The organism is Methylomonas sp., assembly GCF_023228165.1.
Classification (GTDB): domain Bacteria; phylum Pseudomonadota; class Gammaproteobacteria; order Methylococcales; family Methylomonadaceae; genus Methylomonas.
This window is the reverse complement of record NZ_JALOBS010000032.1, coordinates 40,610-54,672: the sequence shown is the minus strand read 5'-3', so window position 1 is coordinate 54,672 and position 14,063 is coordinate 40,610. Positions and strand designations below refer to the sequence as shown.

Below are 14,063 nucleotides of genomic sequence, written 5' to 3'. Positions count from 1 at the left end.
AATCCAGATCAGGCTGAAACTAAAATCAAATCGACCCAGGAGATTGCTAACCAGGAGCAAATAGCTGCATAAGAGTTTCACACTGAGGCGACAACTAGCTTGAAATTTTCCGAGGCATGCCTGAAACCGCGGCGTTTCACATCATCGCAACCAATGACGGTAAGCAGTACTTCTTTGGTGACCCTTTAAACAATGCTCTTGCAGGCACTCAACATTCCGTTTGGAGTTTGGCGGCTGGAGCTGCACAGCATGCAGGCGCCAAGGAGCTTCCCGACCTCAACGAAATTTTTCAGCACACCACATCAGTGCTGGGCGGCGAGCAGTTTGGCATTCCTCGCATACCGGAGAATAATAGTGCTCGCGACACGCCAATCAACTACTTAAAAGCAAACTGGCCATCGCATTTTCCAGTAGTGAAGCTGTTTTGCCCCAACTCTGTCGACTGGCCAATCCTTTATGGTCTCGCGATTCAAGAAGCCATTGATGCAGGCAAAAGCGCTCTTGACCCCCATCTGGCACTAAAGATAGTAATGGAAAGTGCCGTGCCTATGTCTAAGGTTGATCTGGCAAACCCCTAACCAATCAAAGAGTGGTTAGCATTTGGAAAGTAGAGCCGTAGTCTGAGTTGAGTAAGGCGAAAACCAGCATTACGAAACTATCGACTGGCATTCAGGTTTTAAATTCTAAAGACCATGGCTTAGCCGAGCAACTGCTTCGGCATATCGTCCTTTAAATGAACGCCGGAAACCCCGCTCCGTAACGCTTCGCGGCTCAGATAGGCTAGTTTTTGCGCGGCGGCTTGGTAAGATAATCCCTCCGGTGGGCGGATGTTGGAGAGGCAGTTGCGTTCGGCGTCGGTATTGCCTTCCCGAGGCGCGTAAGTCAGATACAATCCCAAACTGTCGGCGGCGCTGAGACCAGGGCGTTCGCCGACCATGATCACCGCCAGACTGGCCTGCAATAACGCGCCGATGCAGTCCGAAATGGCCACTCTGGCGTTGGGGACCAGACAAATGGGCGCTATGCTTAATGCCATTTCCGCATAGCGAGCCACGATGTGTTGCAACATAGGTATGCCGTGGGTTTCCACCGCCGTGGACGACAAACCGTTGCTGATGATAATCGCCACATCGAAGCCCGGCTCGGCAAGCTCCATAAGGCGTTTCAAGCCGTCGGCATCCAGCCGGCGCCCCAAATCGGGCCGCTGCAAATAACGGGTTCTGTCGCTTATCGGGGTATTCAAGCGGATATGGGCCAGCGACTGTTGTTGTAGTTGCGCGGCAAAACCGTCCACATCCCAAGTTTTCAGTACGGCATCGCGGGCACTGGCATGCGCCAGCTGAAAATCCAGATAGGCCGCCGTAGTGATGCCGTTGCCGGCCCGACCTAAAGCAATTCTGGCCTGGGTAAAGCGGCGCAGGCTGTGCCAGGGATCGTTCATAACGGTTCTCCCGAGATGCCGCGAAATTCGCTTAATAACGGAATAGTCGCACGCGCATCCGCCAAGCTGTTGCAACCATTGAATATGCCCATGGCATCCAGCCAGGCCTCGAACTCCGGCGCGGGCCGCAAGCCCAAGGCGTGGCGCAAATATAAGGCATCGTGAAACGAGGTGCTTTGGTAGGCCAGCATCACGTCGTCCGCCCCAGGCACCCCCATAATATAAGCACATCCCGCCACACCCAGCAGCGTTAACAGATTATCCATGTCGTTTTGATCGGCTTCAGCATGATTGGTATAGCAAACGTCACAACCCATGGGCAGACCCAGCAGCTTGCCGCAGAAATGGTCCTCCAGTCCGGCCCGGATGATTTGTTTGCCGTCGTACAGATATTCAGGGCCGATAAAACCCACCACGGTATTGACCAGCAATGGCGAAAATTCCCTGGCTACCGCATAAGCCCGCGCTTCGCAAGTTTGGGCGTCGATACCGTGATGCGCATCGGCGGACAGCGCGCTGCCTTGGCCGGTTTCGAAATACATCACATTGCTGCCCAGGCCGCCCCGCCCTAACGATTCGGCCATGGCTTTGGCTTCCCCCAGCATAGCCAAATCGACGCCAAAACTGCGATTGGCGGCTTCGGTGCCGGCGATGGATTGAAACACCAAATCCACCGGCGCACCGCGCTGCATCAGTTGCATGCTAGTGGTGACATGGGCCAGCACGCAGGATTGAGTCGGTATTTGGTGATATTGGATGATTTCATCCAGCAGATTCAGCAAGGTGCAGACATTATCGAGATTATCGGTGGCGGGGTTGATGCCTATCACCGCATCGCCGCTACCGTACAGCAGGCCATCCAGAATACTGGCGGCAACCCCACGCGGATTGTCGGTGGGGTGGTTGGGTTGAAGACGGGTGGATAGCCGGCCCGGCAAGCCTATGGTATCTCGGAAACGGGTCACCACCCGGCAGCGGCGCGCCACGGCAATCAAATCCTGATTGCGCATGATCTTGCTGACCGCAGCCACCATCTCCGGCGTCAAACCGAAACTCAAGCTGGACAAATCGCTACTGTCGGCCAACAGCCATTCACGAAACTCGCCGACACTCATGCCGGCAAAGGTAGCGAATGCCTCGGCATCGTGTTGTTGCAGAATCAACCGGGACACCTCATCGATTTCCGGGGCAATCAGCGGTTCCTCGATAAACCGGCTTAACGGCAGCTCGGCCAACAGGCGTTGCGCCAACGCACGTTCTACTTCCGATTCCGCCGCAAGCCCGGCCAATTCATCGGCGGCCCGGCGCGGTGAGGCTTTGGCAAGCAAAGTCCGCAAATTTTGGAAATTAAAGCATTTGCCCTGAACGGAAACCGAATAGTTCATGTTATGCGCCTAAAGAGAAGCAGGCTGATTCCTTTGTCAGTGGCCGAGCAGGCAAGAGTACTGTAAATATATGACGGCTATATGACAAGGTTTGAGCGAAAAGCACGCCACGCTTAGTGGTCGAGTGTGGGCGATGAGGCCGATTCCGGCTAATATTCAATCAACCCGGGCTAGTTACCTTAACATCTCCAAAGCTAAATCCGCCATGTTTTTCGAACCGCCGCCTTCGCCCAACAAGCGCTTGACCCGTTGTAACTCAGCCAGTATGCACTGACGATAATCGGCGTCGAACAGCAGTCGCTCTATCTCATCCGCCAGATTTTCCGCACTGACGGCCTGCTGTATCAGCTCTTTAACAACCGCCTTACCGGCAATGATGTTAGGCAAGCCTATAAACGGAATTTTCACCAGTTGTTTACCTAGCCAATAGGTGAACGGCGACAGGCGATAGGCAATCAGCATCGGCACTTGCAGCAAGGCGATTTCCAGCGAAGCGGTTCCGGAGGTGGTCATCACCGCATCGCAACATTGAATGGCGTCATAGGCTTGCTGTTTGATGACTTTGACCGGCACGGCAAAATCCTGCAGATAACTTTGCAGTACCTCATCGGCAACGGAATCGGCTTGCGGCAGCACAAACTGCAACTCCGGAAAGCGTTGCGACAGCAACTTTACCGCCTCCAGCATCACCGGCAGCATGCGTTTTATTTCATTAGCCCGACTGCCAGGCAACACCCCCACTACCGGGCGGGTGCTATCCAGACCGAATGATTCAAAGTCCGCCTGTTTGCTGCGCAAGGGCTGCACTTTATCGACAGACGGATGGCCGACGTAACGCACCGGTACGTTTTTCGCGTCGTAATAGGCGGTTTCAAACGGAAAGATCACCGCCATCATGTCGATGGCTTTGCCGTAAGTCTCCACCCGACCGGATCGCCAGGCCCAAACTTGCGGACTGACGTAAAACAGCACTTTCACACCCTGGCGCTTGGCAAACCGGGCCAGTTTTAGATTAAATTCCTTGTAATCGACACAGACCAGCAAATCCGGTTTTTCGTCGGCGACGATTTGTTTCATCAACCGTAAGGCGCGGCGGATCTCGCCATAGTGTTTGAGAATTTCCACCAGTCCGATCACACCGATACCGGACGAGTCGAAACGAATCTCGACGCCGGCCTGGCGCATTTTGTTACCGCCCATGCCCATGCCTCGAATATCCGGATATTGCTTTTGCAATTCCTGAAACATGTGCGCGGCGTGTTGATCGCCGGAGGACTCTCCGGCGCTGAACATTACCGTGTAAGACTGATTGGAAACCGTCATGAACAATTGCGTTTAGGCAAGGCGGAAGAGATGGCGTAGCCCGCCATTGATGAACAATTGCTTACCGATGCGTTACAAATCAAGCCGTCAAAGCTGTCCGAATCACATCGACAATTTGTTTAACGGTTTCGTCGCTCAAATTAGAACAAATCGGCAAGGAAAAGCATCTGGCCGCCACCGATTCGGTCACGGGCAGCGCCAAACCGGCGCATTCGTCCTTAAAGACTTTTTGCTGGTGTAACGGCACCGGATAATAGACGGCACAACCGATTTGCTGATCTTGCAAGGCTTTCATCACCTCGTCGCGGCGATCGCACAGCAAGGTGTACTGATGATATACGTGTACGCCCACCCCATCTTCATACGGCGTGGTCAGCGGCAAATCCGCCATCAAGCTGGAATATAAATGCGCAGCATGGCGGCGGGCAGCGTTGTATTGATCGATACGCTTCAATTTGGCCCGCAATACCACGGCTTGCAATTCATCCAGCCTGCTGTTGTAGCCGACCACGTCATGGTAATAACGCACGTCGGAACCATGATTACGGTATTGTTTGATTTTGGCCGCGGTGTCATCGCAATCAGTGGCAACCAAGCCGCCATCGCCGAAACACCCCAAATTTTTGCTCGGGAAAAAACTGAAGCCCGCCGCGTCGCCAAAGCTGCCGGTTTGCTGATTGTTAACCGTGGCGCCGAAGGATTGCGCGCAATCTTCGATCAGTTTCAGACCATTATTGTCGCAAATGGCTTTGATAGCCGGCAAATCGGCCGGTTGACCGAACAAATGCACCGGCATTACCGCCTTGGTTTTAGCGGTAATCGCCTTCAGGATATTTTGCGGGGTGATGTTGAAGGTACCCGGATCGATATCCACGAATACCGGCGTAGCCCCAACGTATTTGATGGCTTCCGCAGTCGCTATAAAGGTAAAGGCACTGGTGATGACTTCATCGCCCGGCCCTATGCCGGCCGCCAGCAACGCCAGATGTAATGCGTCCGTTCCCGACGCGCAACCGATGGCATGTTTAACCCCCAAGTACTTGGCCGCCTCCTTTTCGAACGCCTGTACATTAGGCCCTAGAATAAAGGCGCAATTGTCTAAAGTTTCGGCAAAGCCGCCAAGAATTTCCTCTTGAATATCTGCGTATTGCGCCTTTAAATTGACCATGGGGATCATAACTATTGCCTTTAACCGTGTTTTAGGAATTTGGTGATTTCAATCGCGGTAGCCAGTGCTTTGCGCCCTGCCTCACCCGATACCAGCGGATTTTCGCCGGTTTTAACGCAATGTACAAAATGTTTAATTTCTTCCAGCAAGGCATCTCCCGATTCGAATACCGATTCTTCGGTGACAATCTCGGGAATACCGGGGAACATTTCTTTTTCGCCGGTGCGGTGTTTTATCAGCACCCGGTTTTGGAAATCCACCGAAATATAAGAGCAAGGCCGGAACATGCGCATTTTGCGCTCCATTTTCATGCTGATACGGCTGGCGGTAACGTTGGCGACGCAACCGTTTTGGAAGGTAATACGGGCGTTGGCAATGTCGGTCCCCTGGGTCAACACCGATGTACCGCTAGCATCGATACGCTCCACTTCGGAACCGACCAAGGCCAGGATAATATCGATATCATGGATCATTAAGTCCAGCACCACGCTGACATCGTTGGCGCGCGGGTTAAAAGGCGACAAGCGGTGAGATTCGATAAACAGCGGTTTGTCCGCCATTTTCTCAAGCCCGCTAATCGCGGGGTTGAAGCGTTCCAGATGCCCTACTTGCAGAATGACGTTTTTTTCCCTGGCGATGGCAATCAGTTCGTCGGCTTCTTCAACCGTCACTGTAATCGGCTTTTCCACCAAAACGTGCGCACCTGCATGCAGAAAATCACGCGACACCAGGTGATGCAAACTGGTGGGCACTACAACGCTAACCGCATCAACCTGACCCAACAACGGTTGGTAGTCCGTCATGGCTTTTGCGCCATATAACTGAGCGACCTGCTCGGCCGCCTCCTGATTAATATCAACGACGGCGACTAATTCACAATCCTTTATCCCCGCATATTTTTCTGCATGAAATTTTCCTAAATAGCCGGCGCCAATAACAGCACACTTCAGTTTACTCATAAACGACCACACGTTGATTCAGCGTTCTCCCAAGCCAAAGCGACCCGGGCGTAAAACGGGTTATTGTAACATTAGAATGTATTCAGAATCAGCCGTAGCTGCAATTAGCAAACTGCATGTATCGCAATGAAAACGACAGCAAAGGCTGCGATTGAATTTTAATCAAACCGCGCACCGCCAGAAAAACAGTTACCAATTTGACGGGGCCGGCGAACGTTTTCCAAGCGCTCGCCGGCGTTATTCAGGAACTAGGTTCTTCGTCGCTGAGTTTAATCCAACGCAAGCGGTTGGCGTTACTGACAACCGTTACGGACGACATGGCCATGGCCGCTCCGGCAATCATCGGATTCAACAATATACCGAACACGGGATACAACAAACCCGCCGCGACCGGAATGCCGATGGTGTTGTAAAAAAACGCACCCAATAAATTTTGTTTGATATTGGCCACAGTCAATTTAGACAGGCCCATCGCTTCCGGCACTTTTAACAACGACCCCTGCAGCAGCACCACATCGGCGCTTTCAATGGCCACATCGGTGCCGGTACCTATGGCAAACCCGACATCGGCCTGCGCCAAAGCCGGCGCGTCGTTAATGCCGTCGCCCACCATGCCGACTTTCTCACCCTGGGTTTGCAATTCCTTAACTACGGCCGCCTTATCCTGCGGCAGCACCTGCGCGCGCACTTCGGTAATTCCCGCTTGGGCCGCAATCGCTTTCGCAGTGATTTCATTGTCGCCCGTCACCATCAACACCCGCACGCCGCGTTGTATTAACTGTTTCACAGCCTTTGCGGAATCCGCTTTAATCGGATCCGCCACCGCTACGATACCCACCAGCGTTTTATCGACCGCCAACAGCATCGGGGTTTGCCCCTGCCTAGCCAGTTCGGCCATTGCGTCCGCATGCGCATCGATAGCAATGTCATTTTCAGCCATCAGCGCCGCATTACCAAGCAACCAGGGCTGTTTATCGATCAGACCGGTGATGCCGTGCCCCGCCACCGCGTGAAATTTTCTGACCTTATCCAGTTTGAGCTGTTTTTCCTCGGCCGCCGTCAATATCGCCGCCGCCAGAGGATGCTCGGAACCGGATTCCAGGCTGGCGGCACGTTGCAACACTTGGTGGTCGGTATAGCCTTCAAAAGCCGCGATATGCGACAGCGTCGGCTTACCTACCGTAACCGTACCGGTTTTATCCAAAATCAAACAAGTCAGCTTGCCGGCCGTTTGCAGGGCCTCGCCTTTGCGAATCAGCACCCCCATCTGCGCCGCCCTGCCCACGGCCACCATTACCGAAATCGGTGTCGCCAGCCCCAAGGCACACGGACAGGCTATCACCAGCACTGTCATCGAGGTGACAAAGGCATAACCCAGCGATGGCGACGGGCCGAATATCAGCCAGACAAAAAAGGTGAATACCGAGATAGCCACGACCACGGGCACAAAAATCGCCGAAATTTTATCGGCCAGCTTGGCCAATTCGGGTTTGCTGTTTTGCGCCTGGCGGACGCTGTAAATGATTTGCGCCAAAGCGGTATCGCGGCCGATTCGAGTCGCCGTGAACAAAAAACTGCCGTTTTGATTGATAGTGCCGGCGGCCACGTTAGCACCGACGTTTTTTTCCACCGGCAGAGATTCGCCGGTCAACATGGATTCGTCGACCGTGGAGTGACCTTCCTGCAACACACCGTCCACGGCGATTTTTTCGCCGGGCCTGACCCGTAGCACTTCGCCCAAACCGACTTCTTCTATCGGAATATCGATTTCCTGTCCCTCCCTAACCACTCTAGCGGTGCGGGGTTGCAGGCCGATTAAGGCCCGAATGGCCGCCGACGTTTTGCCGCGGGCCCGGGTTTCCAAGGCGCTACCCAGATTAATAAACGCCAGGATAATCGCCGACGCTTCGAAATAAGCGTGATTCGATAATGACGGCAGTTGATCGGAATAATCGATAACTATGGATGAATACAACCATGCCGAACCGGTTCCCAAGGCAATCAGGGTGTCCATATTGGCTTGCCTGACCCGAATTAACTTGATGGCACTGGCGAAAAAATGCCCGCCGGAATAAAACATCACCACCAGCGTCAATAACGCTACGTTGGTCCAGAATCCTGTGCCGGCGCTGGTGCCCATCAACGGAAACCAGTCCAGATGAGCACCCAACATGAGCGGCACGCCCAAGGCACCCGCCACGGCGGCTTTCCGCATCAAATCCCGATAACGTTCTTCTTCCTGTTTTTCCTCTTCGCCCGGATCTTCCAACCCTTCCATCACCGCCGCATCGTAGCCGGCTTGCTTCAAAGCCAGCTTCATTTGCTCCGGTTCCGCCGCGCCCGCCACCACGGCGGAGTGATCGGCAAAATTGACGTTAACGGCTTTAACACCGGCCACGCCTTGTAGCGCCGTTTCCACGGCGGCAATACAGCCGGCGCAGCGCATACCCAAAATGGATAAACGTATTTCCTGCTCCTGACTCATCGTTTGTTCTGTATTCATAACAACCTGCTCGGATGGGTTTTGGTTTAACATTTAGGGGATGCGGATGACATCTCTATTCGACGCTGAATCCGGCATCGGTGATGGCGTCTTCGATCTCGTCCAGATCGGTTTTGCTCGGATCGAACTCGACATCCACCTTTTTGTCCTGATGCGAAGCTTTGACGGATAACACGCCGTCAATTGCCTTTAGCGCTGTGCTTACCGTATTTTCACAACCGCCGCATTTCATGCCAGTGACGTTGATCGATGCTGATTCGGACATAATGTACCTCCTGATTTAAAAATGAAAAATTGACTAAAAACCTTAAGATCAAGCGCCGCCTCGACTTGGTTTTAACTCTCATGGTATAAGGTTTTTAATTTCCATCATAGTTCAACGCTTCTCGATTCGTAAACTAAATGACAGACTTCTTAATCGGTCGCCAACAAATTCTTGACGATAAACTGAATACCTTTGCCTATGAAATTCTGTTCCGTGGCAAGGATTTTGATTTATCCATTCAAGAGAGCGCTGCTTCGGCCACCAACCAAGTCATCACCGACACTATTCTGGAAATCGGCTTAAACGAATTAGTGGGGCCTCATTTAGCTTTTATCAACTTTACCGCACAAAACATTCTGGAAAAAACCCCGTTGCATCTTCCCAAGGATCGCATCGTAGTGGAGGTATTAGAGAATGTGAAAGTGGATAAGCAAATCGTCAAAAATTTACGTGAATTGTCCGCCCAGGGCTATACCATTGCCCTAGATGACTTCGAACTGACTCCGGAATGGTTGCCGCTACTGGAATTTGTCGACATCATTAAGCTGGATATCATCGCCTTTAGCCTGGAAGACACTCAACAACTGATCGAAAAACTTAAACCCTACAAACTCAAACTACTGGCTGAAAAAGTCGAAACCTATCAGGAATTCAAACTGCTAAGGGATTGGGGCTGCGAGTTGTTTCAAGGCTTTTTTTTCAGCAAGCCCAATATCGTGGAAGGCAAACGCCTCGGCGTCTCGCAAATTACCACGCTGCAGCTGTTGGCGACCATTAACAAACAAGACGTCACTTTTCTGGACGTCAGTAAAGTCATCGCACAAGACATCAACTTAAGCTACAAGTTACTGCGCTACATTAATTCGGCTTCCTTCGCATTACCCAACAAAATCGATTCGCTGCAACATGCCGCCACCTATCTGGGACTTAAGGAAATACGCCGATGGGCGAATATTCTGGCTCTTTCTTCAATGTCGTCAAAACCGGATGCCGTGTTACAAACGATTTTAGTGCGGGCCAAAATGTGCGAATTACTGGCGTTCGAGGTCAAACAAGATCCGGAAATTTATTTTTTGATCGGCCTGCTGTCCGGCTTGGATAGTATTTTGGATATGCCCTTGGAAAAGAGCCTGCAACAATTGCCTTTGTCCGACCAAGTCTGTGAGGCGATATTACAAAAAACCGGTTCTGCCGGCGAAGCCTTACAATATGCGCTAGATTACGAACGCTGGGATGTCAATCGTCCAACGTTTGGCGGCATCAAGCCCAAGCGTATTGCCGATATCTACCTCGAGAGCATCCAATGGTGGAGTAGACAAGTGTTTCCTTACATCCAATAATGCCATCTTAAACACATGAGACGAATAGTAAATTCGATATTTGCCTGCTTGTTGTCATGTAGCCAACCGTTGCTGGCCGAAGATGTAACCGCTATCAGCCCCGAGCAGTTGCTGGATATGCAACAGCACAACAACGCGCTGGTCGTCGACATTCGCACCGAAGCGGAATGGCAACATTCCGGTATCATCGCCGAAAGCCACAAGCTGCAATTCTTTGATCAGCAAGGCCATTTCGAACAAGATAAATGGCTGGCCGATCTGGAAAAAATGAAATCTTCGCCCAATCAACCGGTAATCCTAGTGTGCCGTTCGGGCAACCGTAGCAGCAAGGTCGGATCGCTGTTAGCGCAACAACTGGGCATGAAAAATATCTACCATCTGGATAACGGCCTGCAATCGTGGCTTAAAACCGGCCATCCAGTCTCAGCCAATTGTTTACAAGTAGCCTGCAAATAACCTTCATGACCTTAATATCGCTCAGCAATCAAACCATCGCCCTGGCCGGCATTGCCCAAGCCTGCTCACTGGTTCGCCAACTAGCCACTACCGGCAATGCGGATCTGGAAGCCATGACGGCCAGCATCGGCAGCGTGTTAAAAATAGATTCCGACAGCGTGGCCGATGTATACGGGGGCTTGAACGGCATAAAACTCGGCCTGGAACAGTTGGATCTGCAACTCACCAGCCGCGTGGTCGCCAACCCCGAGCAAGCCCGTTATGCGGCCCAATTGGTGCATCTGCAAAAACAGCTAAGCCAAAGCCCGGATATGTTAAACCAGATCCGCATCGGCATAACCAAAGCCCAAAATCAAGCTGAACATTTTGGCGTTATGCACGAAAATGTGTTGGCGAATCTTGCCGATGTTTACCACAGCACCATCAGCACGCTACAGCCGCGCATCATGATTAATGGCGATCCGCAACATCTCGGCAATCAAACCACTGTCAACAAAATCCGCGCCTTACTGCTGGCGGGCATTCGCGCCAGCCTGTTGTGGCGCCAATGCGGCGGTAGCCGCTGGCATTTATTACTCTCTAGAAAAAAATTGCAAAACGAAGCAGACCGCTTGCGCTCGCAAATCTAAACGCCATGCCGGAACTACCCGAAGTCGAAACCAGCCGGCGTGGCATTGCCCCGCATATTCTCGGCAAAACCTTCAAACAAATAATCGTGCGCCAACCCAAGTTACGCTGGCCGGTGCCCGATAGTTTGATAAGCACGCTGCCCGGGTTGGCTCTGCTACGGATCGAGCGTCGCGGAAAATATTTGTTGCTGACCACAAAAGCAGGCACCTTGTTACTGCATCTAGGTATGTCGGGTAATCTGCGCATCTGCGATCCTCGTCAGCCGCTTCTTAAACACGATCACGCCGATTTCATATTCACCGACGACACCATCCTCCGATTTAACGACCAACGACGCTTCGGCGTAATTTTGTGGACCAGTGCCCCAGTGGAGCAACATGCGTTGCTGGCCGGATTGGGTCCCGAACCGCTTTCGGAGGCCTTTAACGCTGAATTCTTGCTGCAGCATTGCCAAAACCGCCGTATTCCCATTAAAAGCCTGATCATGGATAGTCATATCGTAGTCGGCGTAGGGAATATCTATGCCAGCGAATCGTTATTTCTGGCTGGCCTGCATCCCAACCGGCCGGCTGGAGAGCTTGATCTAGCCAATTGCCAATGGTTATGCGAATCGATAAAAACCGTATTGCAGCGGGCGATTGAGCAGGGAGGCACTACGTTACGTGATTTTATTAACGCGCAAGGAAAACCCGGATATTTTCAACAATCGTTATCGGTATATGGCCGTGCCGGACTGGCCTGCTCGCAGTGCGCCGAACCCATACAGCAGGTCAAAATTGGCCAGCGTGCCAGCTATTTCTGCGCCACTTGTCAAACCTAACCGCAGCTCTTCCAGTCGAACACCGCTGTCACCCGATTACCCTTGCCGTGATACGTCAGACTCGAACACAAGCTTTCCACCAGTTTGACGCCACGTCCGCAAAAGCCTTCATTGCCTTCCAGCATGCGATAAGGCATTTTCCAATCGAAACCATCGCCGCTGTCCGTCACCTTGATGGTTAGTTGACCACCTTCCGGCGTCGGCTTATGAATCGCCGACAACCTGACTTTGCCCTGCGCCCAGCTGGACAACCGATCTTGTTTTAATTGATAAAAGCGCATAAAGCCTTCCGGGGTTGATTTGACAGCCGAATCCAGCTTTAACACGCCATGGTCCAAAGCGTTAGCAAACAATTCGCTGACAATTAGAAAAATGGCTTGCCTATACTGCTTTAGGCCTTGTATTTCCATCAAGGCATTCACCAACACCGGCACCGGATTGACTATCCGTAACGCATCGATATCGAACTCCATAACGCTTTTCCAATGCAAGGCTACCGGCTGATGCTCGGTTTGAGCGGCTGGACTAGTCTGCCAAGAGATTTGGTCGACATCGCAAACCAGTTCGACCAAGGAAATATCATCTTGCTGACTTGAGCCCCGGCTATGTTCATTCAAACAAGCATGCAAAACAGCAAGCCCATCGCCTGGATTTTGCTTTATGGCGCTAAGCGCGCGCTCGTAGCCGAAGGCCTCGCCCCGTGAATTTTTTGCTTCTAATACGCCATCCGTCATAAGGAACACATGGTGATGATTATCCACACTAAAATTCTTAATCTCCAGCTCCATTCGATCCAATATCCCCAACGGAATATTTTTAGACTTTACAGTCGTATGTTTACCGTCCAAGTCGCTAACGATAAAATGCTCCGGCAAACCGCAGGTGATCATACTTAGGGTTTTGGAATCCGGATAAAGCCCGACTGCGGTAGCCGCCAAAAACATGTTGGTGGGCAACATATTGTAGAGCTTTAGATTGATCTCCTGGACGATATCGGGCAGGGAAAACCCCTTGCGGGTCATGCCGTAAAAAACGTCCGCGACCGGAGTTGCCCCCACCGACGCAGACAAGCCGTGCCCGGTGAAATCGCCCAATAACAAATACAATTGGTTGTCCGGGGTTTTTTCCACCAGCAGCAAATCGCCGTTAAATAAAGCGAGCGGGGACATCACGGATTTAACCGCTTCGGTCTGCAGCAAATTGGACTGCAGCACCGCATTGTAAATTTTAGCGGCCAACTCGCGCTCAATCTCCACGTTTTGCCGATAACACATCAATTGGCTGTGCTGATCGCATTCGTGTTGATAGAGCTGCCGCATCCTAAAAGCCGATTTGATTTTGGTCTGCAATAACCGAAAATTGACCGGCCTAACCACATAACTATCAACATTGGCATCCTGATAGCCATCCATCAGCGCATCATCGATGACTTCGCTAACGACGATGATGGGCAAATAGTCGTCCGCCAAACGCCTGAAGCTATCGACCTCGGCATTAAGACAGGCTGTTGTCGCTATAATCAACAGCCCAACCCCATCCTCGGTTTCGAGGAATTTCGTGGCTTCCGGCGCGGATACCGCGCACTGAATGCGATAACCGGCCTTAACCAGAAATTGCAACAAGCTTTGGTCATGAATTATTTCATCCGAAATCCATAAAATTATTTCAGGATTGGCTGGGTTTGGAGGACTTAAATTCATGATCTTTAAAATATTACAGCAGGCAGACAAGCATTTGGCATTTTATAATAGACGAACTTGTCGATTTCCCGAG

General features: G+C 51.8%; 13 protein-coding genes. 5 read left to right on the top strand and 8 right to left on the bottom strand.

The features are described 5' to 3' along the window. Positions 1 to 116 precede the first annotated feature (116 nt). On the top strand, positions 117 to 578 hold the full coding sequence (locus tag M0R33_RS19590; RefSeq protein WP_292573394.1) for a hypothetical protein: 462 nt from the start codon (positions 117 to 119) through the stop codon (positions 576 to 578). 119 nt (positions 579 to 697) lie between these two features. Here the strand turns inward: M0R33_RS19590 and eutC are convergent, their stop codons facing one another. From eutC to M0R33_RS19555, 7 genes are all read right to left on the bottom strand, one after another. Continuing rightward, complete coding sequence (gene eutC, locus M0R33_RS19585) at positions 698 to 1,441, bottom strand: ethanolamine ammonia-lyase subunit EutC (RefSeq protein WP_292573392.1); 744 nt, start codon at positions 1,439 to 1,441, stop codon at positions 698 to 700. Further along, positions 1,438 to 2,826, bottom strand: coding sequence for an ethanolamine ammonia-lyase subunit EutB (locus M0R33_RS19580; RefSeq protein ID WP_292573389.1), 1,389 nt, complete (start codon positions 2,824 to 2,826; stop codon positions 1,438 to 1,440). Before M0R33_RS19580 ends, eutC begins: the two co-directional genes overlap by 4 nt. Before the next feature lie 174 nt (positions 2,827 to 3,000). Further along, complete coding sequence (gene lpxB / locus M0R33_RS19575; protein ID WP_292573388.1) at positions 3,001 to 4,149, bottom strand: lipid-A-disaccharide synthase; 1,149 nt, start codon at positions 4,147 to 4,149, stop codon at positions 3,001 to 3,003. 79 nt (positions 4,150 to 4,228) lie between these two features. After that, positions 4,229 to 5,326 carry a DegT/DnrJ/EryC1/StrS family aminotransferase gene (locus M0R33_RS19570; RefSeq protein WP_292573386.1) on the bottom strand — a complete coding sequence of 366 codons (1,098 nt, stop codon included), beginning with the start codon at positions 5,324 to 5,326 and terminating at the stop codon, positions 4,229 to 4,231. 11 nt (positions 5,327 to 5,337) lie between these two features. Next, on the bottom strand, positions 5,338 to 6,276 hold the full coding sequence (locus tag M0R33_RS19565; RefSeq protein ID WP_292573384.1) for a Gfo/Idh/MocA family oxidoreductase: 939 nt from the start codon (positions 6,274 to 6,276) through the stop codon (positions 5,338 to 5,340). Between the two features lie 241 nt (positions 6,277 to 6,517). Next, the gene (locus M0R33_RS19560; protein ID WP_292573381.1) at positions 6,518 to 8,779 is read right to left on the bottom strand and encodes a heavy metal translocating P-type ATPase; all 2,262 of its coding nucleotides are present in this window, start codon (positions 8,777 to 8,779) and stop codon (positions 6,518 to 6,520) included. Positions 8,780 to 8,834: 55 nt separating this feature from the next. Continuing rightward, complete coding sequence (locus M0R33_RS19555; protein WP_292573378.1) at positions 8,835 to 9,044, bottom strand: heavy-metal-associated domain-containing protein; 210 nt, start codon at positions 9,042 to 9,044, stop codon at positions 8,835 to 8,837. Between the two features lie 137 nt (positions 9,045 to 9,181). Here M0R33_RS19555 and M0R33_RS19550 point away from each other — a divergent pair, with 137 nt between their 5' ends. Genes M0R33_RS19550 through mutM form a run of 4 tightly spaced genes read left to right on the top strand, consistent with a single transcriptional unit; the run spans position 9,182 to position 12,290 of the window. Further along, on the top strand, positions 9,182 to 10,384 hold the full coding sequence (locus M0R33_RS19550; RefSeq protein ID WP_292573375.1) for an HDOD domain-containing protein: 1,203 nt from the start codon (positions 9,182 to 9,184) through the stop codon (positions 10,382 to 10,384). 15 nt (positions 10,385 to 10,399) lie between these two features. Beyond that, a complete protein-coding gene (locus tag M0R33_RS19545) occupies positions 10,400 to 10,840 on the top strand; it encodes a rhodanese-like domain-containing protein (protein ID WP_292573373.1) in 441 nt (146 codons plus the stop codon). Positions 10,841 to 10,845: 5 nt separating this feature from the next. Beyond that, entirely contained in the window at positions 10,846 to 11,469 is a 624-nt protein-coding gene (gene hflD, locus M0R33_RS19540; RefSeq protein ID WP_292573371.1) for a high frequency lysogenization protein HflD, read from the top strand. Between the two features lie 5 nt (positions 11,470 to 11,474). Next, on the top strand, positions 11,475 to 12,290 hold the full coding sequence (gene mutM / locus M0R33_RS19535) for a bifunctional DNA-formamidopyrimidine glycosylase/DNA-(apurinic or apyrimidinic site) lyase (protein ID WP_292573369.1): 816 nt from the start codon (positions 11,475 to 11,477) through the stop codon (positions 12,288 to 12,290). Here mutM and M0R33_RS19530 read toward each other — a convergent pair. Further along, a complete protein-coding gene (locus M0R33_RS19530; RefSeq protein ID WP_292573367.1) occupies positions 12,287 to 13,990 on the bottom strand; it encodes an ATP-binding SpoIIE family protein phosphatase in 1,704 nt (567 codons plus the stop codon). The genes mutM and M0R33_RS19530 overlap by 4 nt on opposite strands. Positions 13,991 to 14,063: the final 73 nt, after the last annotated feature.

Coding starts and splice junctions, on each gene's coding strand:
- M0R33_RS19530 (WP_292573367.1), bottom strand. CDS start 13,990: ATGAATTTAAGTCCTCCAAACCCAGCCAATCCTGAAATAATTTTATGG.
- M0R33_RS19550 (WP_292573375.1), top strand. CDS start 9,182: ATGACAGACTTCTTAATCGGTCGCCAACAAATTCTTGACGATAAACTG.
- mutM (WP_292573369.1), top strand. CDS start 11,475: ATGCCGGAACTACCCGAAGTCGAAACCAGCCGGCGTGGCATTGCCCCG.
- lpxB (WP_292573388.1), bottom strand. CDS start 4,149: ATGACGGTTTCCAATCAGTCTTACACGGTAATGTTCAGCGCCGGAGAG.
- hflD (WP_292573371.1), top strand. CDS start 10,846: ATGACCTTAATATCGCTCAGCAATCAAACCATCGCCCTGGCCGGCATT.
- M0R33_RS19580 (WP_292573389.1), bottom strand. CDS start 2,826: ATGAACTATTCGGTTTCCGTTCAGGGCAAATGCTTTAATTTCCAAAAT.
- M0R33_RS19555 (WP_292573378.1), bottom strand. CDS start 9,044: ATGTCCGAATCAGCATCGATCAACGTCACTGGCATGAAATGCGGCGGT.
- M0R33_RS19560 (WP_292573381.1), bottom strand. CDS start 8,779: ATGAATACAGAACAAACGATGAGTCAGGAGCAGGAAATACGTTTATCC.
- M0R33_RS19545 (WP_292573373.1), top strand. CDS start 10,400: ATGAGACGAATAGTAAATTCGATATTTGCCTGCTTGTTGTCATGTAGC.
- M0R33_RS19590 (WP_292573394.1), top strand. CDS start 117: ATGCCTGAAACCGCGGCGTTTCACATCATCGCAACCAATGACGGTAAG.
- eutC (WP_292573392.1), bottom strand. CDS start 1,441: ATGAACGATCCCTGGCACAGCCTGCGCCGCTTTACCCAGGCCAGAATT.
- M0R33_RS19570 (WP_292573386.1), bottom strand. CDS start 5,326: ATGATCCCCATGGTCAATTTAAAGGCGCAATACGCAGATATTCAAGAG.
- M0R33_RS19565 (WP_292573384.1), bottom strand. CDS start 6,276: ATGAGTAAACTGAAGTGTGCTGTTATTGGCGCCGGCTATTTAGGAAAA.